Raw genomic sequence first — 26,507 nt, 5'->3', positions numbered from 1 at the left:
TTGCCGCAGGGATGGGCGGGATCGGGTCGCAAGACCATGCCCCGATGGGTGCGAACCCCCCCCTCTGCAACCTGAGTTGCAGAGGGATTTCGCCGTCACGGAGGCTCTCCCACCCCCGTGACGGGGGTCAGAGCAGGGAGGTCAGCTGCGCGCCGAGGCCGGACTGGATGAAGCCCAGTGCGGCGGCGGTCAGCGCCATGGCCCTTGCGCTGGCCGAGAAATCCTCGCCCCGCAACATGCTGTAGGTCATCATCGCGGCCCCGACCGGCATATAGACCACCAGCATCGTGCAGTTGAGCGCATGGGTAGCAAGGCGGAGCTGGGTGGAGGGAGGTTCGGCAAGCGGCTTGCCGGTTTCGTCTTCGTTATACAGCGCCGCGCGGACGCGGTGCAGCTTTTCAAGATCGACCGCCGGAAGGTGGGGGCGGCTGTTGGCGGCATCGCCCTTGCGGGTGCCGGGGCCAGAGGCGGCCTTGTCGGCGCCAGTGATCGCGTCGATTTCCGCGCGCGGCGGGATCAGTTCGACCAGGGCATCGACCAGTTCGGCATCGAGCGGGGCGCTGCTGTCCTGCCAGACGATGGTGTCGGTCGGGTTGTGGCGCAGCACGCTTTCCACCAGTTGCGCACAAAGCTTGCGCGGATCGGCGGCAATGCAGGCTTCGCCCCGGGCAAAGCGGTCATAGGGGGCCGGACCGGCGGCGACGGTCAGGCAGGCGCAATAGCCCTCGGGCGCGGGATCGGCACGGGCGATCAGGATACGGCGGTTGCCGATATCGAACCACGCCACTTCGTCGCTGTCCCATCCCAGCCGGTGGCTACCCTCGCAATGGCGCGCCAGATGCAGGTCGATCTCGCCCACGAGGCGGGCGAAGTTCAGATAGGTTTCGTCAGCATACAAAAGCTGGGCAATCATACTGTTCGGCAAAGCCCGCATGGCATCTACTCCGACAGAATTTCTACAGTTTCCAATCTGGAGATGAAATGTGCCCTTAAGTTGAGTGGAAAGCGGTTAAATCAGGGTAAATTTTCCTGATTCTGCCCGAGTTTGGCCACAGAGATGAACAGAAAGTTAACGAAATCGAAGAGACGAGGGCAGAGACTCGGCTGCAGATGCAGAAAGGGCGCCCGAAGGCGCCCTTTCCATCCAGACCGATCCGCAGATCAGCAGGAGTAGTACATCGCATATTCGACCGGGTGGGGCGTATGCTCGTAGGCATAGACCTCTTCCCACTTGAGCGCCATGTAGGCTTCAAGTTGCGACTTCTCGAACACGCCACCGGCGAGCAGGAAGTCCATGTCCTTTTCCAGCTCTTCCAGCGCTTCGCGCAGCGAACCGCAGACGGTGGGGATCGCGGCCAGTTCTTCCGGCGGCAGATCGTAGAGATCCTTGTCGGAAGCCGGGCCCGGGTCGATCTTGTTCTTGATGCCGTCGAGGCCGGCCATCATCAGCGCGGCAAACGCCAGATAGGGGTTCGCAGCCGGATCGGGGAAACGGGCTTCGACGCGCTTGGCTTTCGGCGATTCGGTCCACGGAATACGGACGCAACCCGAGCGGTTGCGGGCCGAATACGCGCGCAGAACCGGGGCTTCAAAGCCGGGGATCAGGCGCTTGTAGGAGTTGGTGGACGGGTTCGTCAGGGCGTTGAGCGCCTTGGCGTGGGTCAGGATGCCGCCGATGAACCACAGGGCCTCTTGCGACAGGTCGGCATATTTGTCACCGGCGAACAGCGGCTTGCCGTCCTTCCAGATCGACATGTTGACGTGCATCCCCGAGCCGTTGTCGCCCTTCATGGGCTTCGGCATGAAGGTCACGGTCTTGCCATAGGCGGCCGCGACGTTGTGGATGACGTATTTGTACTTCTGGATGTTGTCGGCCTGTTCGACCAGACCGCCGAAGATCATGCCGAGTTCGTGCTGGCAGGTCGCCACTTCGTGGTGGTGCTTGTCAACCTTGATGCCCATGCGCTTCATGGTGGACAGCATCTCGCCGCGCAGGTCCTGGGCTTCGTCCACCGGGTTGACCGGGAAGTAGCCGCCCTTGTGCGGGGCACGATGCGCGAGGTTGCCGCCTTCGATCTCTTTGTCGGTGTTCCAGGCCGCGGCTTCTGCGTCGATCTGATACGACACTTTCTGCGGCGTGACCGAATAGCGCACGTCGTCGAAGATGAAGAATTCAGCCTCGGGGCCGAAATAGGCCGCATCGCCGATGCCCGAAGATTTCAGGTAGGCTTCGGCCTTCTTGGCGATCTGGCGCGGGCAACGGTCATAGGCTTCGCCGGTGTCCGGCTCGACCACGTCGCAATGCACGCAGAGGGTTTTTTCGGCATAGAAGGGGTCGATATAGACCGAGGAAGCATCGGGGATGAGCTTCATGTCGGACTGGTCGATGGACTTCCAGCCGGCGATCGACGAACCGTCGAACATGAAGCCTTCTTCAAAGAAGTCTTCATCCGCAAGATCGGCGATCAGCGTGACGTGCTGAAGCTTGCCCTTGGGGTCGGTGAAGCGGACATCGACATACTCGATCTCCTCGTCCTTGATCAGTTTCAGAGCTTTTGCAACTGCGCTCATCATGCTGCCTTTCGGTTGGGGTGTTTCGTCTGGGCCGCCCGTTGCCGGGTTGCCCGGTGTTCAGGAAAACGGGGTCAGACCGCGTCGTCGCCGGTTTCGCCGGTGCGGATGCGGATGGCCTGTTCGACGGGCGAGATGAAGATCTTGCCGTCGCCGATCTTGTCAGTGCGCGCGGCGGAGATGATGGCGTCAACCGCAACTTCGACCATGTCGTCGGTGAGGACGACCTCGATCTTCACCTTGGGCAGAAAATCGACGACATATTCGGCGCCGCGATACAGTTCGGTATGGCCCTTCTGGCGCCCGAACCCTTTGACCTCGGTCACGGAGAGGCCCTGAATCCCGGCCTCCTGCAGCGCCTCTTTCACTTCATCGAGCTTGAAGGGCTTGATGATCGCCTCGATCTTCTTCACTGCCGACTCCCCCGCGTGCAAATGCATCTCGATAGCCAGTGACCACTTCCCTGCGGACGGGACAATTGGCTAGGCTGGGTCTTGCGCGTGGTTTCGCCGGGAATTGCGGAAAAGTGGTCAAAAAATGTGCGTAACGGATTCAAATTAGGCTGAATGAAAACGATATGGATCGAAAAGTGACCGAAGTTCTCAGCGCTGCCCAAATGCGCGCCATCGAGCGAAACGCGATGAGCCGCGGGCGGGTCAGCGGGCTGGTGCTGATGGAGCGGGCCGGGGCCGGGGTGACGGCGGCGATTCTGGCGCGCTGGACGGGGCCAGAGCAGGGCGGGCGGCGGCGGGCGGTGGTGCTGTGCGGGCCGGGCAACAATGGCGGCGACGGCTATGTGGTGGCGCGGCTGTTGCAGGACGCGGGCTGGGCGGTGGCGGTTCATGCGCTGGCGGAAAGCAGCACGCCGGATGCGCGGGCGATGCGGGCGCTGTGGGGCGGGGCGGTGCTGCCGCTGAGCGCGCTGGACTGGGCGGGGCTTGAGGGTACGCCGGTGGTGGTGGATGCGCTGTTCGGCACCGGGCTTGCGCGCGACATCGCGCCGGGGATCTGGGGCGCGCTGGATATGGCGGTGGCCTCTGGTTGCCCGATCGTGGCGGTGGATATTCTCACCGGGCTTTGCGCCGATAGCGGGCGGGTGCGCGCCGAGGGCGGCTATATCGAACGCGCCGCCGATCTGACGGTGACCTTCGAGGCGCCGAAGCTGGGGCATATGCTGGCCGAGGGCGGCGCGCTGAGCGGGGATCTGGTGGTGGTGCCGATCGGGCTGGAGGGTGAGCTTGCGGCGTTGATGCAGGCAGAGGGTGCGGCGGTGGTGGAGCTTACGGCGGGGTCGGCGGCCGATTTCAGCAAGGCGGGCGGGCACAAGTTTGCGCATGGTCATGCGCTGGTGCTGGCGGGCGGGCCGGGGCGCGGCGGCGCGGCGCGGCTGGCGGCGCGGGCGGCGCTGCGGGTCGGCGCGGGGTTGGTGACGCTGGGCGCGCCGGTTGCGGCACAGGCGGAACATGCGGCGCGGCTGGAGGCGGTGATGCTGCGCGCGGTGGACGGGGCAGAGGGGCTGGCGGCACTGCTGGCGGATGCGCGGATCAATGCGCTGTGTCTGGGGCCGGGGCTGGGGCTGGACCGGGCGGAACTGGTGGCGGCTGCCTTGGCTTCAGGTGCGCGCCCGGTGGTGCTGGATGCCGATGCGCTGACGCTGATCGGGCGTGACCCTGCGCTGTTTGCGGCGCTGCATGGCGATTGCGTGCTGACGCCGCATGGGGGCGAGTTTGAGCGGTTGTTCCCCGATCTGGCGGCGCGGCTGGCGGCGGAACCGGGCGAGGGCGTCGCGGTGTCAAAGGTGGATGTGGTGCGCGCAGCGGCGGCGCGGGCGGGCTGTGTGGTGCTGCTGAAAGGCGCCGATACGGTGATTGCCGCGCCGGATGGGCGCTGCGAGATCAACGCGGCGCTGCGCGACCGGGCGGCGCCCTGGCTGGCCACGGCGGGGGCGGGCGATGTGCTGGCCGGGATCATCACGGGGCTGCTGGCGCGCGGGCAGCGCCCGTTCGAGGCGGCCTGCCGGGGCGCCTGGCTGCATGTGGAGGCGGCGCGGGCGTTCGGGCCGGGGCTGATTGCCGAGGATCTGCCGGAGCGGATTCCGGCGGTGTTCCGGGCGCTGGGGGTGACATAGGAAAGCCCGCCTTGGGGGCGGGCTTGCGGCCTTCCAGCTATGTCGCGGCTTAGGCTACAACAGGGGCTGGGGTTAGCGCCAGTTCCAGCCCACCGGCATAGATCACCACTGGGGCGTCGAATTCCAGCGTGAAGATGCGGGCGTCGCTGGCAGGCTCGGCCCGGATATATTCGCCGTCGATCAGCCGGGCGGCGGGGATGGCGGCCTGATCGCAGCCGCGCAGCGCGCGGGCGCGCCAGTCGCGCACGAGGATGCAGGTTTCGGCGGTGATCACCATGTCATCCTCGGGCTGTTCGACCCCGATGGTGGAGGCGCAGACCCGCACCATGGCGGCGGGCGAGGCCGAGACGGAGATGCCACGCAGGCTGCGCGCGCCGTCGCGGGTGATGATGCGGTCGCCGGGGCACAGGAATTCCACCGGAATTGCGCCGTCCAGCGTCAGCACGGGAATCCCCGCGGTCAGACCGGACCGATGGATGGCATGGCCAGCCGGGGCGCCTTCGCCCCCGGAGTGCCCCAGAGTCGCGTTGGACATGGGTTATACCTGCGTTTTTTATCGTCTGCTCATTTTTTCAGTCAGATTATGGCAGGAATGTGCCCCCTGCGAGGTCATTCTGTGGGCGGCCTTGCGGTTTGGGCCGGGTGATGCGCATCGGCCACCCTCGATTTTTCCCTCGCATACCGCGCGGGGCTTTGTTAGAAGGGCGCGGATTTTCAGGGCGCGTCCGGCCTTGGCCTGCGAGGGCCGGGCCGGGCGCGTTTTGAGAAATAGCGGGTGTGGCGAAATTGGTAGACGCACCAGATTTAGGTTCTGGCGCCGCGAGGCGTGGGGGTTCAAGTCCCTCCACCCGCACCAGAGAGATTGAGAAGGACGGAACATGCAGGTCACCGAGACCCTGAACGAAGGTCTGAAGCGCGGCTACACCATCACGGTGACGGCGGCGGAACTGGACGCGAAGGTCCAGGAAAAGCTGATCGAGGCCCAGCCCGAGATCGAGATGAAGGGCTTCCGCAAGGGCAAGGTGCCGATGGCGATGCTGCGCAAGCAGTTCGGCCCGCGCCTTCTGGGCGACGCGATGCAGGATGCGATCGACGCCGCGATGAAATCGCATTTCGACGCCTCGGGCGACCGTCCGGCGCTGCAGCCGGAAGTGAAGATGGTTGCCGGCGAAGAGTGGAAAGAAGGCCAGGATGTCGTGGTCGAGATGTCCTACGAAGCCCTGCCGCCGATCCCGGAGGTCGATGCTTCGGCCGTGGTGCTGGAGCGTCTGGTGGTGAAGGCCGAAGAGGCCGCCGTCGAAGAAGCGCTGAAGAACCTGGCCGATACCGCGAAAGCGTTCGAGGACCGCAAGAAAGGCTCCAAGGCCAAGGACGGCGATCAGATCGTGATCGACTTCAAGGGGTCGGTTGATGGCGAGCTGTTCGAGGGCGGTTCGGCGGAAGACTATCCGCTGGTGCTGGGTTCGGGCTCGTTCATTCCGGGCTTTGAAGAGCAACTGGTCGGCGCCAAGGAAGGCGACGAGGTTTCGGTGAACGTGTCCTTCCCGGACAGCTATGGTGCCGCGCATCTGGCGGGCAAGGCGGCGGTGTTCGCCTGCACCGTGAAATCGGTGAAGGCGCCGAAAGCTGCCGAGATCGACGATGAGCTGGCCAAGAAGTTCGGCGCCGAAGATCTGGCCGCGCTGAAGGGCCAGATTTCGGAACGTCTGGAAGCCGAATACAAGGGCGCTGCCCGGGCCGTGCTGAAACGCTCGCTGCTGGATCAGCTGGATGCGCTGGTGAAATTCGACCTGCCGGCGGCGCTGGTGGAAGCCGAAGCCGCGCAGATCGCGCATCAGCTGTGGCACGAAGAGCACCCGGACGTGCATGACCACAATCACGGCAACGTCGAAACCACCGACGAGCACAAGGCGCTGGCCGAGCGCCGCGTGCGCCTTGGTCTGCTGCTGGCCGAAGTGGGCCGCAAGGCCGACGTGCAGGTGACCGATGCCGAGATGACCCAGGCGGTTCTGGCGCAGGCGCGTCAGTATCCGGGCCAGGAGCGCGCCTTCTTCGAATTCGTGCAGAAGAACGCCCAGATGCAGCAGCAACTGCGCGCGCCGATCTTCGAAGACAAGGTTGTCGATTTCATCGTGGCAGGCGCCAAGGTGACCGACAAGGAAGTGTCGAAAGAAGATCTGCAGAAGGCCATCGAGGCGCTGGACGAGCTCTGATCGCTTTTCCTTCGGGAAATTGGGGGCCGCACCGGAAGGTGCGGCCCTTTTTCGTTGCGCGGTTTCGGTGGCTGGTGGGGCCTGCGCAAAAGAAAACGCCCGGCCTGTGCGGGCCGGGCGGTGCAAGGGCGGTCAGGCGGAAAGGATCAATCCTTCGCGCGTTCCTGATAGCTGCGGTCTTCGGTGTTGATCACGATGCGGGTGCCCGCGCCGATATGCGGCGGGACCATCACGCGGATGCCGTTGGAGCAGATCGCCGGTTTGTAGGAGGAGGAGGCGGTCTGCCCCTTCACCACCGGCTCGGTCTCGGAGATTTCGACCACCACACGTTGCGGCAGTTCGATGGCGATCGGCACGCCTTCGAAGGTGCGCAGGTAGACCTTGATGCCGTCGGTCAGGAACACATTGTCATCGCCCACGACATCGGGGGTTGCGACCAGCTGTTCATAGGTGTTCGGGTCCATGAAGTGGAAGCCTTCGCCGTCTTCATAGAGGAAGTCGTATTCGCGTTCGTCCACCGTGGCCTTTTCCACCATTTCGGTGGTGCGCCAGCGTTCGGCGACCTTCACCCCGTCGGAAATGCGGCGCATATCGACCGAGGTGGTCGGCGTGCCTTTGCCGGGGTGGAAGTTTTCGGCTTTCAGAACGGCATAGAGCTTGCCGTCCATCTCGACGACATTGCCTTTGCGAAGCGAGGATGCGATGACTTTCACGGGGTCTGTCCTTGGTTGTCTGGCGGGCTTGTCAGGCCGCGGCGGGCGGCTTAGACAGCGCAATCGCGCTGCTCTTAACGCCTATTGCGCATGATTTCCAGCCGAAAGAGGCCGAAAATGACCCGATCCGACGCAACGCCGTGGTGGAGGCCCGAGGTGCATGAGGGGCGGCGCGCGGCGCTGCTGGCGCGCAACCGGATTCAGGGGGCGATCCGCGGCTGGCTGGCGGCGCGCGATTTCATCGAGGTGGACCCGGCGGCGCTGCAGGTCAGCCCCGGCAACGAGGCGCATCTGCACGGATTTGCGACCGAGGCCATCGGCAATGACGGGCAGGGGCGGCGGATGTATCTGCACACCTCGCCCGAGTTCGCGATGAAGAAGCTGCTGGCGGCAGGCGAGAAGCGGATCGCCGCCTTCGCCCATGTCTGGCGCAACCGCGAGCGGGGCGACCGGCACAGCCCCGAATTCACCATGCTGGAATGGTATCGCGTGGGCGAGGAGTACACGGTGCTGATGCAGGATTGCGCCGATTTCCTGCGGCTGGCGGCCGAGGCGGCGGGCAGCACGGTGCTGCGCTATCGCGGCGTGGACTGTGATCCTTTCGCGGCGCCGGAACGGGTGTCGGTGGCCGAAGCCTTTGCCCGCCATGCCGGGATCGACCTGCTGGCGACCATCGGGCCGGACGGGGCCACCGATGCCGCGGCGCTGGCGGCGCAGATGGATGCGGTGGGGCTGCGCCATGCGGCGGATGATACCTGGTCCGACCTGCTGAGCCGCGTGCTGGTGGAGAAGGTGGAGCCGCATCTGGGCCATGGCCGCGCCACGATTCTGGATCGCTATCCGGCAGCCGAGGCGGCGCTGGCGCGGCCCGCCCCCGATGATGCCCGCGTGGCGGAACGGTTCGAGCTGTATGCCTGCGGGGTAGAGCTGGCCAATGGCTTTGGCGAGTTGACCAACCCCGCCGAACAGCGCCGCCGCTTCGAGATCGAGATGGACGAGAAACAGCGCGTCTATGGCGAGCGCTATCCGCTGGATGAAGATTTTCTGGCGGCGCTGGCGCTGATGCCCCCGGCCAGCGGCATTGCGCTGGGGTTTGACCGGCTGGTGATGCTGGCCACCGCCGCGCCGCGCATCGATGACGTGATCTGGACGCCGCTTGCCCGCTGATCGCTGTAATCTGCTCTGGCCATGCGCGGGCATCGGCCCTATTCTGTAGCCCCTGCCGGCCCGGCCCGGCGTTTGCGGCGCACCCCACATGTATTTCGAAATCGCTGTCGTCTTCCTGCTCACGCTGGTGAACGGAGGTCTGGCGATGTCAGAACTCGCCATCGTGTCGGCCCGCACTGCGCGGCTGAAGGTCATGGCCGACCGCGGCTCGCGCGGGGCCATGGTGGCGATGCGGCTGGCGGAACATCCGGGGCGGTTTCTGTCTTCGGTGCAGATCGGCATCACGCTGGTCGGCGTGCTGTCGGGTGCGTTTTCCGGCGCTACGCTGGGCGCGCGTCTGTCGGGGGCGCTGCTGGAGCTGGGGCTTTCACCGGCGCTGGCGCAGCCTTTGGGGGTTGGCTCGGTCGTGGTGGCGATCACCTATCTGTCGCTGATCGTGGGCGAACTGGTGCCCAAGCAGATCGCGCTGCGCGCGCCCGAGGCGGTGGCGGCGAAGGTGGCGGTCGTCATGCTGTGGATCGCGCGGATCGGCGCGCCGCTGGTCTGGCTGCTGGACCGTTCGGGGCGGCTGCTGTTGCGGGTGCTGGGGCAAACGGGCGTCTCTGACAGCACGATGAGCGATGAGGAAGTGAAGCTGGTCATCTCTGAGGCGGAAAGCGCCGGGGTGATGGACAAGGCGGAAACCGAGATGATCGCGGGGGTGATGCGCATCGCCGACCGCACGGCACGCGGCCTGATGACGCCGCGCCACGAGGTGGATCTGGTCGATGTGAACGACAGTTCGCAAACCATCATCCGCCGCTTCCGCGACAGCCGCCATTCGCGCCTTGCGGTGAAGGAAGGCGAGCCGGACAATGTGATCGGCGTGCTGCATGCGCGCGATTTTCTGGGTACCACGGCACAGCGCGGCGGCACCGATGTGCGGGCGCATCTGATCGAGACGCCGGTGGTGCGCGACGGCATGGGCGCGCTGGACGTGATCGAGGCGCTGCGCGGCGCGGCGGCGCATATGGTTCTGGTCTATGACGAATACGGCCATTTCGAGGGGATCATCACCCCGATGGACGTGCTGGAGGCGATCACCGGCGGCTTCACCGACGCGACCGAGGACGAGCCGAAACTGGTGGAGCGGGAGGACGGCTCACTGCTGGTGGCGGGCTGGATGCCGGTGGACGAATTCGCCGACCGGCTGGGCCTGAGCCTGCGGTCGGACCGCGATTTCGAGACGGTGGCAGGGCTGGTGATCGACACGATGGGCACCCTGCCGGTGACCGGCGACCGGGTGTTGCTGGAGGGCTGGCGGATCGAGGTGATCGATCTGGACGGGCGGCGGATCGACAAGCTGCTGGTGTCGCGCAGCGCCTGAACGGCGCCTGTTTTGCGGGCGAGTGCCCAGCACATGGGCAGGCCCGCCGCGCGGCTGCGGCGGTGCGTCCACCTGCCCTGAATGTGATGTAGTTTCCCTTGCGGAATAAGCGCTTGCGTGCCTCGCGGCTCTGGACAGACGGGGTTTGCCATGCCAAGTTTCCCGCACCTGTCGGGGGAGCGGCAGCGCCTTTCCCCAGCACATGTGACCAGACCAAGTTTGACCACCAAGGGAGGAATTCATGGATCGTCGTTCATTTCTGACGAAGGCTGCGATCGGCGGTGCGGGTGCCGCAGCCGCCACGACGCTGGCGGCCCCCGTCATCGCCCAGACCGCACCGAAGGTGACCTGGCGCCTGACCTCGTCGTTCCCGAAGTCGCTGGACACCATCTTCGGCGCGGCCGAAGTTCTGTCGAAGCGCATGTCGGAAGCGACCGATGGCAATTTCCAGATTCAGGTCTTTCCGGCGGGCGAGCTTGTCCCCGGCCTGCAGGCCGCGGATGAAGTCTCGGCCGGGAATATCGAGGCCTGCCACACGGTGGGTTACTATTACTGGGGCAAGGACCCGAGCTGGGCTGTGGCGGCGGCGGTGCCGTTCTCGCTGTCGGCGCGCGGCATCAATGCCTGGCACTACCACGGCGGCGGGATCGACCTGTATAACGAATTCCTTGCCGACAAGAACATCTTCGCGCTGCCGGGCGGCAATACCGGCGTGCAGATGGGCGGCTGGTTCCGCAAGGAAATCAACACCGTTGCCGACATGCAGGGCCTGAAGATGCGTGTCGGCGGCTTTGCCGGCAAGATCATGGAACGCCTTGGCGTGGTGCCGCAGCAGATCGCCGGCGGCGACATCTATCCGGCGCTGGAAAAGGGCACCATCGACGCGTCGGAATGGGTTGGCCCCTATGACGACGAAAAGCTCGGCTTCTACAAGGTGGCGCCGTATTACTACTATCCCGGCTGGTGGGAAGGTGGCCCGACGGTTCACTTCATGTTCGGCAAGAAGGCTTACGAGGCGCTGCCCCCGGCCTATCAGGCGCTGCTGCGCTCGGTTTGCCAGGGCGTCGATGCCAACATGCTGCAACTGTATGATTTCAAGAACCCAACGGCGATCAAATCGCTGGTGGCCAATGGTGCGCAACTGCGTCCGTTCTCGCCCGAGATCCTGAGCGCCTGCTTCGATGCCGCCAATGCCGTTTATGCGGAAATGGAAGCGTCGAACCCGGCTTTTGCCAAGCTGTGGGGCTCGATCAAGGCGTTCCGGTCGGAGAACTATACCTGGGCGCAGATCGCCGAGTACAACTATGACACGTTCATGATGATGCAGCAGAACGCGGGCAAGCTGTAAGCTTTCCGCCTGTCGCAAGACATGCCCCCGGCAGCGCGTCTGCCGGGGGTTTTTTGTTGTCTGGTGCGGGCAGGGCACGCGCATGAAAAAGGGCGGCCCCGCAGGGCCGCCCGGTTCCGCCCGAAGGCGTGGGTCAGTTGGAGGGGGCCGGGGCCACCGCGCCCGGTTGACCGATGGCCGGGGCGCCAAGCGTGGGGGCGCCGAGCGTCGGCTGACCGGGGGCAGGCACTGCAGGGGCTGGCGTGCCGGGGGCCGGTTGCGCCGGGGCGAGGCCCGGAGGCTGGCCCAGCCCGCCACCCAATCCACCGCCCAGACCGCCCGGTTGACCCAGACCACCGCCAAGCCCACCACCGAGGCCACCCGCGCCAAGACCGCCGCCCGGCATCTGGGGCAGGGTGATCTTGACATTGCTCACATCGACCGGCGCGCCTTTGTAGTGCATGACCAGCCCGGGGAAGGCGATCACGATGGCCACCATCACCACCTGGATGAACACGAAGGGCACCGCCCCCCAGTAGATCTGCCCGGTGGTGACCGGCGCGGTTTCCTTGCCCGTCACCTTGTCGATATAGGGCGAGCGCGGCGCGACAGAACGCAGGAAGAACAGCGCAAAGCCGAAGGGCGGGTGCATGAACGAGGTCTGCATGTTCACGCCAAGGATGACGCCCAGCCAGATCAGGTCGATCCCCAGCGCCTCGGCCGGGGCGACCAGCAGCGGCACGATGATGAAGGCCAGCTCGAAGAAGTCGAGGAAGAAGGCCAGCAGGAACACCAGGATCGACACCACGATCAGGAAGCCCATCTGGCCACCCGGCAGCGAGGTCAGCAGATGTTCCACCCACAGATGCCCGTTCACCCCGTAGAAGGACAGCGAGAACACCCGCGCGCCCAGCAGGATGAACATCACGAAGGCCGACAGCCGCGTGGTCGAGGCCAGCGCCTGGGTGATGACCCCCATGTTCAGCCGGCCCTTCAGCGCGGCCAGCAGCATGGCGCCGACAGCCCCCATCGCGCCGCCCTCGGTCGGCGTGGCGATGCCGAGGAAGATGGTGCCCAGCACGAGGAAGATCAGCGCCAGCGGCGGGATCAGCACGATGATGACCTGCTGCGCCAGCCGCGACATCAGGCCGATCTTGAAGCCCTTGTCGACCACGGCGGCAACATAGATCGCGATCACGCCGAGCGATCCGCCAAGGATGTCAGCATTGGCACCTTGCGTCGGGGCCAGCCAGACATGCGCGCCATAGCCGATGGCCATGCAGGCCAGCAGCGCCACGAACAGCGAGGTGACGCCGTGGCCCAGCGTGCGGGCCTCCAGCGGCAGGGCGGGCATCGCATTGGGGCGCAGGATCGACATGATCAGCACATAACCCATGTAGAGCCCGGTCAGGATCAGGCCCGGGAACATCGCCCCGGCATAGATGTCGCCCACCGAACGGCCCAGCTGATCGGCGAGAACGATCAGCACGAGGCTGGGCGGGATGATCTGCGCCAAGGTGCCCGAGGCCGCGATGACCCCCGAGGCGATGCGCCGGTCATAGCCGTAGCGCAGCATGATCGGCAGCGAGATCAGACCCATGGCGATGACCGAGGCGGCGACGACGCCGGTGGTGGCCGCCAGCAGCGCCCCCACGATGATCACCGCATAGGCCAGACCGCCGCGGATCGGGCCGAACAGCTGGCCGATGGTATCGAGCAGGTCTTCGGCCATGCCCGAGCGTTCGAGCACGATCCCCATGAAGGTGAAGAAGGGAATGGCCAGCAAGGTCTCGTTCGACAGCACCCCCCAAAGCCGGTTGGGCATGGTGTTCAACAGCGGCCAGTCCAGCGTGATGGCGCCGTTGGAATAGGGGGCGAGTTCGACGCCGATCACGAAGAACAACAGCCCGTTGGCGGCCAGCGCAAAGGCCACCGGGTAGCCGATCAGCAGGAACACGACCAGCGAGACGAACATGATCGGCGCGAGGTTGAGTGCGATGAATTCCATCATTTGGAAAGCTCCTCGGTCAGCGCCTTGCCTTCCAGTTCGGCCGCCTCATGTGCCGAAATGAAGGGGTTGGGATCGTCGATCACCCCGCGCATGACGGCGATCTTCTTGACGATCTCCGACACGCCTTGCAGCCAGAGCAGCGAAAAGCCGATCAGCAGCAGCGATTTGGCGGGCCAGATGATCAGCCCGCCGGAATTGGTGGACACTTCGCCATTGTTCATGGAGCGCAGCACATAGGGCACGAAGTAGTAGATCATCAGTGTGACGAATGGCATGAGGAACAGCAGGTGACCCAGCAGGTCGATCCAGTGCTGCACCCGGCGCGTCAGCATCCCGTAAACGATGTCGATGCGCACATGTTCGTTCTGTTTCAGCGTATAGGCGGCGGCCAGCAGGAAGGCCGCGCCGAACAGATACCATTGCAGTTCCAGCCAGGAGTTCGACGAGACGCTGAACACCTTGCGCACCACGGCATTGGCGGCGCTGATCAGCACCGCCAGGAAAATCAGCCAGGCAACGGCCCGTCCGATCAGTTCATTCATGCGGTCGATCCCTGAGGATACCGCGAGCAGACTTCTCATAGGTTCGTTCCTCCCCTGAAGAATTGGCGCTCTGGTCGCGCTCTTACATGATTTATTGGAAAAGTGGTAAGAAAAGTTTGCCAATTGCCGAAAACTTCTCCTCCTCAGGTCGAGTTTCCCGGATTTTCGCTCCGAAACCAAGGGGTAACGTATGGGAAAGCGTTCCTTCTTCGATGGTTGCCCGTTTCGCAGGCACCGGGGTTCTTGAGTTCCGGGGCGCAGGACCATACACCTAGGCTCACGGAACAAAGGATGCCCCTCATGCGCGTTTACAGCGATCTGGCCCAGTCGATCGGCAACACCCCCCTCATCCGCCTGAAGGCGGCCAGTGAAGCGACGGGCTGCGAGATTCTGGGCAAGGCGGAGTTCATGAATCCCGGCCAGTCGGTGAAGGACCGCGCGGCGCTTTACATCATCAAGGATGCGGTGGCCAAGGGGCTGCTGAAGCCGGGCGGCACGATTGTCGAAGGCACGGCGGGCAATACCGGCATCGGGCTGGCGCTGGTCGGCGCGTCGATGGGGTTCAAGACGGTGATCGTGATCCCGGAAACCCAGAGCCAGGAAAAGAAGGACATGCTGCGCCTTGCCGGGGCGGAACTGGTGCAGGTGCCGGCGGCGCCCTACAAGAACCCCAACAATTATGTGCGCTATTCGGGCCGTCTGGCCGAAGAGCTGGCCAAGACCGAGCCGAATGGCGCGATCTGGGCCAATCAGTTCGACAATGTGGCGAACCGGCTGGCGCATATCGAGACCACCGGGCCGGAAATCTGGGAACAGACCGATGGCAAGGTGGACGGGTTCATCTGCGCGGTGGGGTCGGGCGGGACGCTGGCGGGCGTGGGTCTGGCCTTGCAGCCCAAGGGCGTGAAGATCGGGCTGGCCGACCCGGAAGGGGCGGCGCTGCACGCCTGGTATACCGAAGGCAAGCTGGATGCGCCGGGATCGTCGATCACCGAGGGCATCGGGCAGGGGCGCATCACCGCCAACCTCGAAGGCTTCCGCCCCGATTTCAGCTATCGCATCCCCGATGCCGAGGCGCTGCCCATCGTGTTCGACCTGCTGTCGGATGAGGGGCTGTGCCTTGGCGGATCGTCGGGCATCAATATCGCGGGCGCCATCCGCATGGCGCGCGAGATGGGGCCGGGCCATACCATCGTGACGGTGCTGTGCGATTACGGCACGCGCTATCAATCCAAGCTGTTCAACCCGGCCTTCCTGAAGGAAAAGGGCCTGCCGGTGCCGGATTGGCTGGATCGCGGTGCAGCGGATATCCCCGAGGTCTATGTGGACGCATGAGCTTGCCCCGGTCCTTGTTGCGCGCGCTTGCGGCAGCGCTTTGCCTTGCGCTGGCGGCCCCGCTTGCAGCGCAGACGCCGCCTGTAGCGCCTGCCACAGGAGCTGAAACCGGGGCTGACGCTGCGGGCACGCCCCCTCCGGTCGCGGTGCCCCCGGTCGCGGTGCCGCTGAAGAAAAGCCAGACGGCAGGGACGGCATCGGGCAAGAAATCTCTGACGCCCACGCCGAACGAAAATGCCATCGACTATGCCGCCTGGGAACAGACGGCCCAGCGGGCCGAAGTGGTGCTGGCAACACCCACCACCTCGAACAACGGGCTGGAACTGTTGCGCGGCCAGCTTGTCGTCTGGCGCAGCAGCCTGCAACAGGCGCAAAGCGTCAATGCCAGCCGCATCACCAGTCTGCGCGAACAGATCGCGGCGCTTGGCGATCCGCCCGCCGAAGGCGCGACCGAGCCGGACGAGATTGCCAACCGCCGCAAGGTGCTGACCGAACAGCTCGGCACGGCAGAGGCGCCGCGCCGCGCCGCCGAAGAGGCCTATCGCCGGGCCAGCGGGCTGATCGGCGAGATTGACACGCTGCTGCGCGAACGGCAGGCGGCGCAGATGCTGAAGCTGTGGCCAACGCCGCTGAACCCGGCCAACTGGGGCGATGCGGCGCAGACCATCAGCGCGACGGTGCTGCGCGTCTATGCCGAGGTCAGTCACAACTGGAACCGGGCCGAAAAGCGCTTGGTGATGATCGACAGCCTGCCGGTGATCGGCGTGCTGTTCGGGCTGGCCATCCTGCTGATCTGGCGCGGGCGCGGCTGGATCGAGCGGTTTGCGCTGTGGCTGCAAACCTCGGACCCGACGGCGCGCTGGCGCCGGGTGTTCGCCTTCATCGCCTCGCTGGGGCAGATCGTGGTGCCGACGGGCGGCGTGGTGATGGTGTCGGTGGCGCTGATCCTGTCGGAAATGACCCATGGCATCACCCGCGATTTCGTCATGGCGCTGCCCGGCGCCGGGTTCACGCTGTTCGCAGCGCTGTGGCTGGCGGGACGGGTGTTCCCCAAGGGGGCCTGCGAAACCGGGCCGCTGGCGCTGGATGCGCCGCATTGCGCCGAGGGGCGGCTGCATACCGCGCTGATCGGCGCGGTTCTGGCGGCGGAACAGTTGCGCCATGCGCTGATCCCTGCGGCGCAGGTGGCCGAAGCGGCGGTGCCAGTGTTGAGCCTGCCGCTGATGCTGGTCATGGCGCTGCTGCTGTGGCGGGTGGGGCATCTGCTGAACCGCCATGTCGCGAGGGACGGGGTGGTCATCGAAGACGCAAGCCCGTTCCGCAACCATGTGATCCGCATCATAGGCAAGGCACTGATCGCGGTGGCGCTGGTGGGGCCGTTGCTGGCGGTGATCGGCTATACATCGGCCGCATCGGCGCTGATCTTCCCGGCGGCGGGCTCGCTCGGGCTGGTCGGGCTTTTGCTGGTGCTGGTGCAGCTGATTTCCGACATCTATCGCGCCCTGATCCATGCCGACAGCGAGGATCAGGGGCAGGGCCTGCTGCCAGTGCTGGCCGGGTTCGTGCTGACGCTGGGCTCGCTGCCGTTCTTTGCGCTGATCTGGGGGGCCCGGCGTGAGGATCTGGGAGAGTTGTGGAACCGCTTCACCGAAGGGTTCCAACTGGGCGACACGCGCATTTCGCCGTCGAACTTCCTGTATTTCCTTGTGCTGTTCGCCATCGGCCTCACCATCACACGGATGTTTCAGGGGGCGCTGCGCAGCTCGGTTCTGCCCAAGACCAAGCTGGATCAGGGCGGGCGCAACGCCATCATCTCGGGCACCGGCTATATCGGCATCTTCATCGCCGGGATCGTGGCGTTTTCGGCAGCGGGGATCGACCTGTCGGGGCTGGCCATCGTTGCCTCGGCGCTGTCGCTGGGCATCGGTTTCGGCTTGCAGAACATCGTGCAGAACTTCGTGTCGGGCGTGATCCTGCTGATCGAACGCCCGGTCAGCGAGGGCGACTGGATCGAGGTCGGCGGCGTATCGGGCACGGTGAAGAACATCTCGGTGCGATCGACCCGCATCCAGACGTTTGACCGCAGCGACGTGATCGTGCCGAATGCCGATCTGGTCAGCCAACAGGTGACGAACTGGACCCGTTTCAACCTGTCGGGGCGGCTGATCATCCCGGTCGGGGTGGATTACAGCAGCGACACCCGCAAGGTGGCAAAGGTGCTGCAAGAGATCGCCGAGGCGCAGCCGATGGCCCTGTTGAACCCGCCGCCGGTGGTGGCGTTCATGGGGCTGGGCGTCGATGCGCTGAACTTTGAAATCCGCATGATCATCCGCGATGTGAACTTTTCGCTGTCTGTGCGCAGCGAGGTGAACCACCAGATCGTGCAGCGCTTCCATGAAGAAGGCATCTCGATGCCGTTTTCGCAGCGCGACATCTGGCTGCGCAACCCCGAGGCGGTGGCGGCGGCGCTGACCGCGCTTCAGGCGGCGCTGCCTGCGCAGCCGGGGGGCGCCGTGACGCGCCCCGAGGGGACCGAGGCGCTGCCCCTGACGCGGGACGAACCGCATGACCATCTGGATACCGAGACCGAAAAATGACCCTCCCCCCCACGCGCCTGCTGTTCCGGGAAGATGCCTATCTGCGCGACGCCCCGGCACGGGTGATCGGCCATACGCCGGAAGGCGGTATCCTGCTGGATGCTTCGGTGTTCTATGCCACGTCGGGCGGGCAGCCGGGTGATAGCGGGCGGTTGCTGTGGGATGGGGGCCAGATCGCCATCGCCACGGCGGTGAAGGCCGGGCAAGACCAGATCGCGCTGGTCGCCGCCGAGCCGAAACCGCTGCCGCCGGTCGGCGCGCCGGTGATGCAGCATCTGGATTGGGAGCGGCGCCACCGTCACATGCGGGTGCATACCGCGCTGCACCTTCTGTCGGTGGTGATTCCGCTGCCGGTGACCGGCGGCCAGATCGGCGCCGAACGTGGGCGGCTGGATTTCGACATGCCGGAACCGCCCGAGGATGTGGAGGCGCTGGACGCCGCCCTCAACCGCCTGATCGACCGGGATCTGCCGGTCAGCGACAGCTGGATCAGCGATGACGAATTGCGCGCCAATCCGGGGCTGGTGAAAACCATGTCGGTGATGCCGCCGCTGGGGCAGGGCAGGGTGCGGCTGGTGCGGATCGGGCAGGGCGCCACGCAGGTCGATCTGCAGCCCTGCGGCGGCACCCATGTCGCCCGCACCGGCGAGATCGGCCGGGTCGAGATCGGCAAGATCGAGAAGAAGGGCCGCCAGAACCGCCGGGTCAGCCTGACGCTGATCGCCTGATCACAGCCCGTCGGGGATGCGGTTGAGCGCGCGCTGCACGATGGGTGGCGCAAAGCTCATGTCATGCATGGCATCCTGCCGCACGATCGACCGCCAGACCGCCGGCTCTTGCGGCAGGCGTTCCAGCACGGCGGCGGTCATCCGGTTCATCCCGTCGATCCGCCGCCGGATCAGCAGCGAAAAGCCGGGATAGAAGCGCATGTTCCCCTCCAGCCCGAATTCAAAGAAATTCACATTGGCCTGGTTCTGCCGGTCCTGGCAGTAGACCGACACGCCGTCGAGATGCTGGCGCACCAGCCCGAAATAGGCCAGCCGCGGAAAGCGGCGGGCATTGGGGTTTTCCTGCTTGGCATAGATGTTTTCCTCGAACCCCTTGAACAGGGTCACCTCGTCGCGAGTGGTGATCAGCGCGAGGTTGGTGACGATCTTGCCCTGAAACATGAAGGATTTGCGCCAGAAGCGATACATCGCGTCGGGCAGCACCGCCTGATCGACGGGGCGCGAGCGCCCGATCAACAGCTTGTCGCGCATCTCTGTCAGGAAGCGGTCGGGCATGGCGCGGCGCAGATCTTCCAGCGGCTCCAGCAGGATGCGGGCATCGACCTCGAAGAAGGCACAGATTCGCGCCAGCACATCGGGGCGGGGAAATGCATCGCCCGAAAGGTAGCGGTTGAACTGGGTGCGGTTGATTCCGATTTCCTGGCACAGCGTGGTGATCGGCGGTCCGCCCTCGCAAAGCAGCCTCAGGTTGCGTCCGAAGACGGCCCGTGCCTCTGTGGGTGATATCGTGGCCTTTGGCATCCGCCCTTCACCGCGCCGCACGCGGCGCCTCTTGCTCATTGACGCGATTTAGCGTCAGGGGTGTAACAAAATCCCTGATTTGTCCATCCCGTTGATGCGGAAAACCGAATGCAGGACCAGGCTTGCTGTGCCTTAATACCTTAACGGGGCATGAGGCCCCGAGTTGAGGCAACGGCTTTAGGAACGGAGACGCAATGATGCTGGGTGTGGTGATCTGGAGCTGCCAGCGCACAGGCCGGGCAATTGTCTGGTGCTCGGACCACCGGGATCTTGCCCATTATGACGGCCCGACACAGGGAAGCGCGCGCGTGCGGATCGAGGTTGGCGATCTGGTCGAGGTGGCGCTGATGTCCGAGAAATCGGTTCGCCGCTGTGTCAGCATGAAACTGATCGAGGCGGCCTACATGCCCGAGGTGGCGTCAGAGCTGAAATGCCAGAGCCGCCGACAGGCCATCGCCATCGCCGCCGCCTGAGCCGAAACCGGGGTACGCCGGGGCTGCACAGGGCATGAAACTGCCCCTTGCATCCCCCCCCGACTTCGGTCTAAACGGCGTGCAACGGACAGGTGGCCGAGTGGTCGAAGGCGCACGCCTGGAAAGTGTGTAGGCGGGGAACCGTCTCGAGGGTTCGAATCCCTCTCTGTCCGCCATTCCATTTTCACTAACATATTGATTTCAAAGCGAAAAATGGCATTTCCTGCCCTTTTGTCCGCCGTTTTGCATCACATTTTGGCAGCATTTTGGAATCATGGGCCAGTTGACCGGACAGCCCGGCGCCGTATCCTGTGACGCATGACAGTCTATCTTCGCGGCACCACCTATCACTTGCGCAAGCGCGTTCCGTTGCAGTTCGCAGCCGTGGAACCGCGCAAGATCATCAGTATTTCACTCGACACAGACTCGCTCAGCGAAGCCCGGCGGAAGGCCGATGCGGCATGGCAGAAGATGAAGGCGGGCTGGCAGGCCATGCTGGACGGCGACGCCTTGACGGGGCGGGCGCTGGTGAAGAATGGCGAGAAGATCGCAGCGCGCTATGGCGTCCCCTTCCTTCATGCCCCTGCCGTCGCCGATCTGCCGCTGCCCGATCTGGTGGCGCGGGCCAAGGCAGTTCCACGCGGCGCCGATGGGCAGCCGGTGCAGATCGTGGGCGATGCTCTTCTGGGCGGTATCGAGGAAGTGGGCATCACCGTTCGGGAAGCGCTGGAGGAATACTGGAAGATCAGTATCGACCAGACGCGCGGCAAGACGGCTGATCAGATCAGGCGATGGAAAAACCCGCGCATCAAGGCGGTGGAGAATTTCGTTCAGGTCGTCGGCGACAAGGAGCTGCGCAAGATCACGCGCGAAGATGCCAAGAAGTTCCGCGACTGGTGGAACGCCCGCATCGACGCCGAAGGTTTGACCGCGAACAGCGCGAACAAGGATTTCACGCACGTTGCCCACACGCTGAACACGGTCGAAGATGCGCTTGGCCTGAACCTGACGCTGCCGCTGAAAGGGCTGATGATCAAGGCCACCGAAAAGGGCCAGCGCAAGGCGTTCAGCGTCAAATGGCTCAGGGACAAGCTCTTGGCGGCCGGCGCGCTGGACGGGCTGAACCTGCAGGCCCGCACCATCGTTCTGGCCTGCGTCAACACCGGGGCGCGGCCGTCAGAGATTGCCGGGCTGATGAAGCACCACCTGCACCTTGACGGGCCGGTGCCGCATATCGAGATCAGGCCCGAGGGGCGCGAATTGAAGAACAGCGCATCGGCGCGGCGCATCCCGCTTGTGGGCGTGTCGCTGGACGCGGTGAAAGCCTATGTGCAGGCGGCGCCCGAGGGCGACAGGCTGTTCCCGTCCTACTTCGGAAAAGACAAGATCAGCGCCACGGCGAACAAGTTCCTGCGCGAAAACAAGCTGTTAGAGTCGCCCGAACACACACTTTACGGGCTGCGCCATTCGTTTGAGGATCGGATGACGGCGGCAGAACCGGCATGGCCTGAACGGATGAAATGTGATGTGTTCGGCCATGCGATCAGTCGGCAGCGCTATGGCGACGGGGCGACGCTGGAACACATCCATCGGCGCCTGTCAGAGATCGCGCTTTAGGCCAGCGCGCGGATGTCGCGGCGGCGGCGGGCTTCGGCCTGCGCCGGGGTCAGCTTCGGCGCGGCAAAGGCGGCCTTATATTCCCGGTCCAGCCGATCAAAGACGGGCTGCAGCAGCGGGTTGTTCACGGCCAGTTCGGCCACGATGCCACGGGCTTCGCGCAGATCGGCAAGGGAAACGCTCATCACTAGACTCCATCATAAGAGGGGCGGCAGGTCATGCCCGATCAGCCTGCCGCCCCGAACCCGCCGTGAAACCGCTCAGAACCCCGGCGGGTTGTTCGATCAGAACGCCTTCAAGCGCACCCGCACCGTGGCCGAACCGGCGACAGCGGCCGCAACCGCAGTGCCGATTTCGGTATTCCCCGAAGCGGTGGTGGTGGCGAGTTTCGTCGTGGTGTTGAAATAGACCGGCGCGCCCAGCGTGAAGGCATCGGCGCCGACCTTGGGCAGCGCGAAGACGCCAGTCGTGGTCACGTCCACATCGGCACCCGAGGCGGCAGCGCCGTTGGCAATGCCGATGATATTGCCCGCCAGCACGACTTCGCCCGAGGCGACGGCATAGGGGGCGGGAATGGTCAGGGCCGAACCGGCCTGCACGAAGTTCTTCATGGTCAGATACCTTTCGAGGTCTGGAAGGTGAAGCGGCCAGCCCGCGCTTGCGTGGCGGCGGCGATCTGGGAGTCGAGGGCCGCGATTGCGGCGGCCATCTCGTTGTCGCTCTTGTAGGTCAGGGCGCTGCCGTTCTGGTGCGTGACTGTTCGGATACCCGACGCCCGCAGCTCCACCAGCTCGTCACGCCAGGCCGTCAACTGTTCGAGGGAAACAGCAGGCATCACGCGCCCAGCATCTTCTGCGCGCCGCGCCAGTCGGTCCAGGCAGCGCCGAAATCGAGGAAGGCGCGGAACGAAAGGCCAAGCGTGTTCCACGCCTCTTGCCGCTGAATCTGCACCCCCTGCGCCCCGGCAAGATAGGCGTGGGCGATGCAGGGCAGCCGGGCCGGATCGGCAAACAGATACCAGTCAACCGAGTCACCCAGACGCGGTTCGACCAGCAGGCGCAGCTTGCCACCGAAGGGGTTCACATCTTCCGCCGTGGTGGCGTTGATCGAGGTGAGCAGTTTTTCCGCATCGGTTTCGAGGGCAGGCCCGACCAGCAGATAGAGCGGTCGCGCGTCGATCAGCGTCTTGCCATCAAGGTCGGTGCGGCTGCGCATGACCGGATCACCGCGCAGCACCGGGTGAAGATCACCATGAACGCGGTGGGCTTCATGGGCATTCGTCTGCCAGAAGGTCGGAGCGGTCCACGGGCCGTTGCGCCCATCTTCCTCACCGGTGCTTCGCTGCAACACTTCGCTGATCGCATCTGCCATCGGCTCCGCCGCCCGCTGGGCCGTGGTTTCGGTCCCCGCCCACCTGTCAGCCCGGGGGCTGGCCGTGCCCGTCTGGGCCGCGCTCCTCCTCCCGGCCATCGCCCTTCTGCCCCTCGCATCCCCTTGGGCGTCCTACATCCTGGCCCCGGTCTTTGCGCTTGCCGCTGGGCTCCGGCTGGCCCGGCTTCGGTGGCGGTCATCGACAATCGACAGCACGACATGGGAGGAGGCTCCGCTCAGGGCGGGCGTCTGGCTGCGCCAGCGGGCGCGCTGGTTCAAGGGCTTCGCCGTCACTGCCATCGTCCACGCAAGGACCCCGCGCCAGACCATGCGGGAGCTTGGCCCGGCGGGCTGCATCGCCCTACTGGCGCAGCTTCCCGTCTCCCTGCTGTGCACGGGGGCGCACCCGGTGGGCGTTGGGCTGGCGCTGGGCGGGGACCTGTCCGGGCCTTTGGCTGCGCTCCTCCTGCTGGGCTACGCCACCGCCGTCGCGCTGCATGCCGCCGCTGCACTCCGGGCCAGGCTCCCGGTGTGGCTTGCACTCCCGCTGCCGTTCTACTGGGCGCTGCACTGGGCCGCGCTCCTGCTGGCCCTCTCCGACCTCGTGCGCGACCCCTCCCACTGGCGCAAGACCAACCACGGCGCGGCGGTGCGCGTTCCCACTGGCGCGACCGTTGCCGACTTGATACCCTCCCCTGCGAGAGAGACACAACAAATATGAACAAACACACCCCTGCGCCCCAACCACTTGCGTTCGACTACCCCCACCACAGCGTGGGGCGGTCCCTGCTTGTCCATGCCGACTGCTTTGACTGGCTCCGCCACCTCCCCGACAACTCCATTGATGCCGTGGTCACTGACCCGCCCTATGGCGTGAAGGAGTATGAGCTTGAGCAGATAGAGCGGATGCACACGGGCGGCACCGGGATTTGGCGGCTCCCGCCCGCCTTTGACGGCAACGTGCGCGCGCCGCTGCCCCGGTTCACGGCACTGGACCCGAAGGAGCGGGAGACGTTGGTGCGCTTCTTCCGGGAGTGGGCAGGCTACCTTGTGCCCAAGCTCAAGCCGGGCGCGCATGTGTTCGTGGCCTGCAACTCCTTCATGTCTCAGTTGGTGTTCTCCAGCCTGATCGACGGGGGCCTTGAGTTCCGCACAGAGGTGATCCGGCTGGTGCAGACGCTGCGCGGCGGGGACCGCCCCAAGCTGGGGGAGAAGGACTTTCCAGACGTGTGTTCGCTGCCCCGGGGCGGCTATGAGCCTTGGGGGCTGTTCCGCAAGCCGATGCCCAAGGGCATGACGGTCAGGGAGTGCCTGCGCGACTTCGGGACGGGTGGGCTGCGCCGCCGCACCGATGACAAGCCGTTCTTTGACGTGATCCCAAGCGAACGCACCCCCCGCCGGGAGCGGGACATTGCTGACCACCCCAGCCTCAAGCCCCAGTCGCTGATGCGCCAGCTTGTCTGGGCCGCGCTCCCCTTGGGCGAAGGAGTGGTGGTTGACCCGTTCATGGGCTCAGGCTCCACCATCGCGGCGGCAGAGGCTGTCGGATACCGCGCCGTTGGCGTGGAGCGGCATGGGGCCTACTTTGACCTTGCCACTGCGGCGGTGCCCAAGCTGGCAGCCCTGAGCGCCAGCCTCAAGGCCGGGGCTCTGCCCTTGGGCGAGGATCAGGCCCAGCTAGAGCTTTAGGCCCGGGGCCTTGTAAATCCAGTTGCCGACCATCTTGTCATAGCCGCTCCGGTTCACCCCGGCGGTGATCGTGCGGCGGCTGGTTTCAGACCGCCCGGAGAAGGTCCAGTCAGCCTGCACAAGCTGCGCCCCGAACACTCCGAGGTAGCGGAAGGGCGCGGGCGCGACCGCCTTGGCCCCATCGGTGGGGCGTCCTGACTCAAAGCAGAACACCATCAGCCAAGCGTCCTCTGCATTGTGGCCCTGCCAGCCCCGGAGGTAGCGCGACCCCTTGACCTCAATCCCGTCCTGAGCGTGCTGGACGGTGTCATTCGGAAACCGCCCCTTGGGCACGAGGTCCGGGTGGCCGTTGTGGTATCCGTTCTTTGCCAGCGTGGGGCAGTGCTTGGGGATGGTGGAGGTCATAAACTCCCCGACGATGGAGGAGAAGTTGGCTGGCATCAGCATCGTCTCAAGGCGCTCAATCTTGCGCCCGTTTAGCTGCTGGTTGATGAAGCCAATGAAGTCGATGAAGTCATTCATCGCAGAGCAGAGGTGCTCAATGGTCAGCCCGTGCGGGATGACCGCGCGCGGGTTGAAGTTCTCAATGCGAACCGGAGCCGGGTGACAGGCGCGGTATTCGGGCGAATCAATGTCTTGTGAGTTGTCCATGCGTGGACACTAGGGGGAGACGGTCCACTATGTCCACCGGGGACCCGAAAAGTGAGGCCGCAGCAGTCACATACCCCCATAAAGCCTTACGCCAGCCTTACTTCGCGTAAGGCTGGCGTATGAGGCTGTAGCGTAAGTCTTTGATTTATTGGCTCCGGCGGTAGGGATCGAACCTACGACCAATTGATTAACAGTCAACTGCTCTACCGCTGAGCTACGCCGGAACACGAGGGGGTGTATAGCGGCGGGTTTCGGGGGTCGCAAGAGGGGGGACGTGGAAAAAACGTGCTTCCTGTGAAGTTTTTTCTGCACGCCTCAGCGGCGGAAAAACTGTGCATCCGGCAGAGGAGCGGGGTGGGCGGAGATCTTGTTTCTGTGGGTAAGATCAATGAGATGGGCAAGAAGGTTGCGGCGCGCGGCAGGCAGCAGGGCTGGTGCTACATCGTGGTAGACACGCGCGGTGAGGGTGTCGAGATCGGCTGGCACGTCCTGCAGGGCCGCAAGGATTGCCGCCTCTCGCCCCTGGCGGTGATGGGTCAGATCGGCGAAGCGTGCGTGCGGGGCGTCGATCGGGGCACCGTGGGCCGGGAAGGCACGCCGCCAGCGGTGCAGGTCGAGCCGGGCGAGCGAGGCCATGTAATCAGTCATGTCGCCTTCTGGCGGCGAGACCAGCGAGGGGGCCCAGCCCATCACATGATCCCCGCTGAACAGCCGGTCCCCCCAGCCAAAGCACAGATGCCCACCCATATGCCCCGGTGTGTGCAGCGCTGTCAGCGCCCAATCCGTGCCACTGACGCTGTCGCCATCGCGCAGGCAGGTATCGGGCGCAAACCGGTGATCGACGCCCTCGCCGCCGCCCAACCCGGCCAGTGCCGCCATCCGGGGCGAGCGGCCCGAACGGGCGTCGCCGTGGGCGAGAATCGTCGCGCCACAGCGGTCGGCCAGAGGTCGGGCGAGGGGGGAGTGATCCAGATGCGCATGGGTCACCAGAATATGGCTGATGCGCTCCCCGGGATCGAGGGCTGCCAGAAGCGCCTCCAGATGGTCGGGCAGGGCCGGACCGGGGTCGATGACCGCCACATCGCCGGTGCCGATGAGGAAGGTATTGGTTCCCCAATGCGTCATGGGCGAAGGGTTGGGGGCAAGAACCAGCCGCAGGCCGGGTTCCAGTGTCACGGGAATGCCTGGCGTCCATGGGTGCATCTTG

Annotated in this window: 26 protein-coding genes and 3 tRNA genes; 14 read left to right on the top strand and 15 right to left on the bottom strand. The window is 65.1% G+C overall.

Translation table 11 applies throughout. The annotated features are described in order from the left end of the window. Positions 1-127: 127 nt before the first annotated feature. From BMX43_RS05355 to BMX43_RS05345, 3 genes are all read right to left on the bottom strand, one after another. Positions 128-934 (bottom strand): hypothetical protein, encoded by an 807-nt coding sequence (locus BMX43_RS05355; protein WP_139201528.1) that lies wholly within the window; start codon positions 932-934, stop codon positions 128-130. A 227-nt stretch (positions 935-1,161) separates the two neighbouring features. Next, positions 1,162-2,571 carry a type I glutamate--ammonia ligase gene (gene glnA, locus BMX43_RS05350; RefSeq protein WP_091299042.1) on the bottom strand — a complete coding sequence of 470 codons (1,410 nt, stop codon included), beginning with the start codon at positions 2,569-2,571 and terminating at the stop codon, positions 1,162-1,164. Positions 2,572-2,645: 74 nt separating this feature from the next. Then, on the bottom strand, positions 2,646-2,984 hold the full coding sequence (locus BMX43_RS05345) for a P-II family nitrogen regulator (RefSeq protein WP_091298093.1): 339 nt from the start codon (positions 2,982-2,984) through the stop codon (positions 2,646-2,648). A 176-nt stretch (positions 2,985-3,160) separates the two neighbouring features. On the opposite strand from BMX43_RS05345, the gene BMX43_RS05340 reads away from it, so the two are divergent. Then, complete coding sequence (locus BMX43_RS05340) at positions 3,161-4,699, top strand: NAD(P)H-hydrate dehydratase (RefSeq protein WP_342711198.1); 1,539 nt, start codon at positions 3,161-3,163, stop codon at positions 4,697-4,699. Positions 4,700-4,748: 49 nt separating this feature from the next. Here BMX43_RS05340 and BMX43_RS05335 read toward each other — a convergent pair whose 3' ends face one another. Next, the gene (locus BMX43_RS05335; RefSeq protein WP_091298087.1) at positions 4,749-5,234 is read right to left on the bottom strand and encodes a Hint domain-containing protein; all 486 of its coding nucleotides are present in this window, start codon (positions 5,232-5,234) and stop codon (positions 4,749-4,751) included. Positions 5,235-5,470: 236 nt separating this feature from the next. On the opposite strand from BMX43_RS05335, the gene BMX43_RS05330 reads away from it, so the two are divergent. Together BMX43_RS05330 and tig are read left to right on the top strand one after the other, a co-directional pair. After that, positions 5,471-5,555: transfer RNA gene (locus BMX43_RS05330), tRNA-Leu, on the top strand. Between the two features lie 22 nt (positions 5,556-5,577). Then, the gene (gene tig, locus BMX43_RS05325; RefSeq protein WP_091298083.1) at positions 5,578-6,912 is read left to right on the top strand and encodes a trigger factor; all 1,335 of its coding nucleotides are present in this window, start codon (positions 5,578-5,580) and stop codon (positions 6,910-6,912) included. A 146-nt stretch (positions 6,913-7,058) separates the two neighbouring features. Here the strand turns inward: tig and efp are convergent, their stop codons facing one another. Beyond that, positions 7,059-7,625 carry an elongation factor P gene (gene efp, locus BMX43_RS05320; RefSeq protein ID WP_091298079.1) on the bottom strand — a complete coding sequence of 189 codons (567 nt, stop codon included), beginning with the start codon at positions 7,623-7,625 and terminating at the stop codon, positions 7,059-7,061. A gap of 117 nt (positions 7,626-7,742) precedes the next feature. Here efp and epmA point away from each other — a divergent pair, with 117 nt between their 5' ends. The 3 genes from epmA (at position 7,743) to BMX43_RS05305 (ending at position 11,506) form a co-directional block, all read left to right on the top strand. After that, a complete protein-coding gene (epmA, locus tag BMX43_RS05315) occupies positions 7,743-8,792 on the top strand; it encodes an EF-P lysine aminoacylase EpmA (protein WP_091298073.1) in 1,050 nt (349 codons plus the stop codon). An 88-nt stretch (positions 8,793-8,880) separates the two neighbouring features. Further along, positions 8,881-10,158, top strand: coding sequence for a hemolysin family protein (locus BMX43_RS05310; protein WP_091298069.1), 1,278 nt, complete (start codon positions 8,881-8,883; stop codon positions 10,156-10,158). Between the two features lie 241 nt (positions 10,159-10,399). Continuing rightward, on the top strand, positions 10,400-11,506 hold the full coding sequence (locus BMX43_RS05305; RefSeq protein ID WP_091298066.1) for a TRAP transporter substrate-binding protein: 1,107 nt from the start codon (positions 10,400-10,402) through the stop codon (positions 11,504-11,506). A gap of 133 nt (positions 11,507-11,639) precedes the next feature. Here the strand turns inward: BMX43_RS05305 and BMX43_RS05300 are convergent, their stop codons facing one another. Continuing rightward, a complete protein-coding gene (locus tag BMX43_RS05300) occupies positions 11,640-13,496 on the bottom strand; it encodes a TRAP transporter large permease (protein WP_091298064.1) in 1,857 nt (618 codons plus the stop codon). Next, positions 13,493-14,077, bottom strand: coding sequence for a TRAP transporter small permease subunit (locus BMX43_RS05295; protein WP_091298060.1), 585 nt, complete (start codon positions 14,075-14,077; stop codon positions 13,493-13,495). Before BMX43_RS05295 ends, BMX43_RS05300 begins: the two co-directional genes overlap by 4 nt. Before the next feature lie 261 nt (positions 14,078-14,338). On the opposite strand from BMX43_RS05295, the gene BMX43_RS05290 reads away from it, so the two are divergent. The 3 genes from BMX43_RS05290 to BMX43_RS05280 are packed head-to-tail and all read left to right on the top strand — an operon-like array spanning position 14,339 to position 18,698. After that, the gene (locus BMX43_RS05290) at positions 14,339-15,373 is read left to right on the top strand and encodes a cysteine synthase A (protein WP_091298055.1); all 1,035 of its coding nucleotides are present in this window, start codon (positions 14,339-14,341) and stop codon (positions 15,371-15,373) included. Continuing rightward, positions 15,370-17,970: a DUF3772 domain-containing protein gene (locus BMX43_RS05285; protein ID WP_091298052.1), complete on the top strand. Its 2,601-nt coding sequence runs from the start codon at positions 15,370-15,372 to the stop codon at positions 17,968-17,970. Before BMX43_RS05290 ends, BMX43_RS05285 begins: the two co-directional genes overlap by 4 nt. Further along, positions 17,967-18,698: an alanyl-tRNA editing protein gene (locus tag BMX43_RS05280; RefSeq protein WP_091298049.1), complete on the top strand. Its 732-nt coding sequence runs from the start codon at positions 17,967-17,969 to the stop codon at positions 18,696-18,698. The genes BMX43_RS05285 and BMX43_RS05280 overlap by 4 nt, the downstream gene beginning before the upstream one ends. Here BMX43_RS05280 and BMX43_RS05275 read toward each other — a convergent pair whose 3' ends face one another. Then, positions 18,699-19,520, bottom strand: a complete 822-nt coding sequence (locus BMX43_RS05275; protein WP_139201527.1) for a helix-turn-helix domain-containing protein — start codon at positions 19,518-19,520, stop codon at positions 18,699-18,701. Positions 19,521-19,693: 173 nt separating this feature from the next. Between BMX43_RS05275 and BMX43_RS05270 the strand changes: the two genes are divergently transcribed. The 3 genes from BMX43_RS05270 (at position 19,694) to BMX43_RS05260 (ending at position 21,589) form a co-directional block, all read left to right on the top strand. Next, positions 19,694-19,972, top strand: coding sequence for a hypothetical protein (locus tag BMX43_RS05270; RefSeq protein WP_091298041.1), 279 nt, complete (start codon positions 19,694-19,696; stop codon positions 19,970-19,972). 86 nt (positions 19,973-20,058) lie between these two features. Further along, positions 20,059-20,148, top strand: a tRNA-Ser gene (locus BMX43_RS05265). Positions 20,149-20,290: 142 nt separating this feature from the next. Further along, positions 20,291-21,589, top strand: a complete 1,299-nt coding sequence (locus BMX43_RS05260; protein ID WP_091298037.1) for a site-specific integrase — start codon at positions 20,291-20,293, stop codon at positions 21,587-21,589. Here the strand turns inward: BMX43_RS05260 and BMX43_RS05255 are convergent. From BMX43_RS05255 to BMX43_RS05240, 4 genes are all read right to left on the bottom strand, one after another. After that, complete coding sequence (locus BMX43_RS05255) at positions 21,586-21,774, bottom strand: hypothetical protein (RefSeq protein ID WP_091298033.1); 189 nt, start codon at positions 21,772-21,774, stop codon at positions 21,586-21,588. The two genes, BMX43_RS05260 and BMX43_RS05255, sit on opposite strands and share 4 nt — an antisense overlap. A 99-nt stretch (positions 21,775-21,873) precedes the next feature. Beyond that, positions 21,874-22,200, bottom strand: coding sequence for a DUF2190 family protein (locus BMX43_RS05250; RefSeq protein WP_091298029.1), 327 nt, complete (start codon positions 22,198-22,200; stop codon positions 21,874-21,876). A 2-nt stretch (positions 22,201-22,202) separates the two neighbouring features. After that, complete coding sequence (locus BMX43_RS05245; protein ID WP_091298025.1) at positions 22,203-22,424, bottom strand: phage head-tail joining protein; 222 nt, start codon at positions 22,422-22,424, stop codon at positions 22,203-22,205. Next, on the bottom strand, positions 22,424-22,960 hold the full coding sequence (locus BMX43_RS05240) for a phage major capsid protein (protein ID WP_091298022.1): 537 nt from the start codon (positions 22,958-22,960) through the stop codon (positions 22,424-22,426). The genes BMX43_RS05245 and BMX43_RS05240 overlap by 1 nt, the downstream gene beginning before the upstream one ends. A gap of 64 nt (positions 22,961-23,024) precedes the next feature. Here BMX43_RS05240 and BMX43_RS05235 point away from each other — a divergent pair, with 64 nt between their 5' ends. After that, a complete protein-coding gene (locus BMX43_RS05235) occupies positions 23,025-23,681 on the top strand; it encodes a glycosyltransferase family protein (protein WP_139201526.1) in 657 nt (218 codons plus the stop codon). Then, complete coding sequence (locus BMX43_RS05230; protein WP_091298013.1) at positions 23,678-24,649, top strand: DNA-methyltransferase; 972 nt, start codon at positions 23,678-23,680, stop codon at positions 24,647-24,649. The genes BMX43_RS05235 and BMX43_RS05230 overlap by 4 nt, the downstream gene beginning before the upstream one ends. Here the strand turns inward: BMX43_RS05230 and BMX43_RS05225 are convergent. The 3 genes from BMX43_RS05225 to BMX43_RS05215 all read right to left on the bottom strand — a co-directional run bounded on the left by BMX43_RS05225 (position 24,638) and on the right by BMX43_RS05215 (position 26,503). Continuing rightward, positions 24,638-25,300, bottom strand: coding sequence for a hypothetical protein (locus BMX43_RS05225; protein WP_091298009.1), 663 nt, complete (start codon positions 25,298-25,300; stop codon positions 24,638-24,640). The two genes, BMX43_RS05230 and BMX43_RS05225, sit on opposite strands and share 12 nt — an antisense overlap. A 149-nt stretch (positions 25,301-25,449) precedes the next feature. Further along, positions 25,450-25,524 (bottom strand) — tRNA-Asn (locus tag BMX43_RS05220). Between the two features lie 91 nt (positions 25,525-25,615). Further along, complete coding sequence (locus BMX43_RS05215; RefSeq protein WP_245749377.1) at positions 25,616-26,503, bottom strand: MBL fold metallo-hydrolase; 888 nt, start codon at positions 26,501-26,503, stop codon at positions 25,616-25,618. Between the last annotated feature and the right edge of the window lie 4 nt (positions 26,504-26,507).

Origin of the sequence: Gemmobacter aquatilis (assembly GCF_900110025.1) — a bacterium.
GTDB classification, from domain to species: domain Bacteria; phylum Pseudomonadota; class Alphaproteobacteria; order Rhodobacterales; family Rhodobacteraceae; genus Gemmobacter; species Gemmobacter aquatilis.
The sequence above is the reverse complement of the archived record's forward strand: the minus strand, read 5'-3'. Positions and strand labels throughout refer to the sequence as shown.

Bases quoted from the DNA above. Each gene is read 5' to 3' on its own strand.
- BMX43_RS05355 (WP_139201528.1), bottom strand. From the start codon at position 934: ATGCGGGCTTTGCCGAACAGTATGATTGCCCAGCTTTTGTATGCTGAC.
- glnA (WP_091299042.1), bottom strand. From the start codon at position 2,571: ATGAGCGCAGTTGCAAAAGCTCTGAAACTGATCAAGGACGAGGAGATC.
- BMX43_RS05335 (WP_091298087.1), bottom strand. From the start codon at position 5,234: ATGTCCAACGCGACTCTGGGGCACTCCGGGGGCGAAGGCGCCCCGGCT.
- tig (WP_091298083.1), top strand. From the start codon at position 5,578: ATGCAGGTCACCGAGACCCTGAACGAAGGTCTGAAGCGCGGCTACACC.
- epmA (WP_091298073.1), top strand. From the start codon at position 7,743: ATGACCCGATCCGACGCAACGCCGTGGTGGAGGCCCGAGGTGCATGAG.
- BMX43_RS05310 (WP_091298069.1), top strand. From the start codon at position 8,881: ATGTATTTCGAAATCGCTGTCGTCTTCCTGCTCACGCTGGTGAACGGA.
- BMX43_RS05305 (WP_091298066.1), top strand. From the start codon at position 10,400: ATGGATCGTCGTTCATTTCTGACGAAGGCTGCGATCGGCGGTGCGGGT.
- BMX43_RS05300 (WP_091298064.1), bottom strand. From the start codon at position 13,496: ATGATGGAATTCATCGCACTCAACCTCGCGCCGATCATGTTCGTCTCG.
- BMX43_RS05295 (WP_091298060.1), bottom strand. From the start codon at position 14,077: ATGAGAAGTCTGCTCGCGGTATCCTCAGGGATCGACCGCATGAATGAA.
- BMX43_RS05290 (WP_091298055.1), top strand. From the start codon at position 14,339: ATGCGCGTTTACAGCGATCTGGCCCAGTCGATCGGCAACACCCCCCTC.
- BMX43_RS05285 (WP_091298052.1), top strand. From the start codon at position 15,370: ATGAGCTTGCCCCGGTCCTTGTTGCGCGCGCTTGCGGCAGCGCTTTGC.
- BMX43_RS05280 (WP_091298049.1), top strand. From the start codon at position 17,967: ATGACCCTCCCCCCCACGCGCCTGCTGTTCCGGGAAGATGCCTATCTG.
- BMX43_RS05270 (WP_091298041.1), top strand. From the start codon at position 19,694: ATGATGCTGGGTGTGGTGATCTGGAGCTGCCAGCGCACAGGCCGGGCA.
- BMX43_RS05260 (WP_091298037.1), top strand. From the start codon at position 20,291: ATGACAGTCTATCTTCGCGGCACCACCTATCACTTGCGCAAGCGCGTT.
- BMX43_RS05255 (WP_091298033.1), bottom strand. From the start codon at position 21,774: ATGAGCGTTTCCCTTGCCGATCTGCGCGAAGCCCGTGGCATCGTGGCC.
- BMX43_RS05250 (WP_091298029.1), bottom strand. From the start codon at position 22,200: ATGAAGAACTTCGTGCAGGCCGGTTCGGCCCTGACCATTCCCGCCCCC.
- BMX43_RS05245 (WP_091298025.1), bottom strand. From the start codon at position 22,424: ATGCCTGCTGTTTCCCTCGAACAGTTGACGGCCTGGCGTGACGAGCTG.
- BMX43_RS05240 (WP_091298022.1), bottom strand. From the start codon at position 22,960: ATGGCAGATGCGATCAGCGAAGTGTTGCAGCGAAGCACCGGTGAGGAA.
- BMX43_RS05230 (WP_091298013.1), top strand. From the start codon at position 23,678: ATGAACAAACACACCCCTGCGCCCCAACCACTTGCGTTCGACTACCCC.
- BMX43_RS05225 (WP_091298009.1), bottom strand. From the start codon at position 25,300: ATGGACAACTCACAAGACATTGATTCGCCCGAATACCGCGCCTGTCAC.
- BMX43_RS05215 (WP_245749377.1), bottom strand. From the start codon at position 26,503: ATGCACCCATGGACGCCAGGCATTCCCGTGACACTGGAACCCGGCCTG.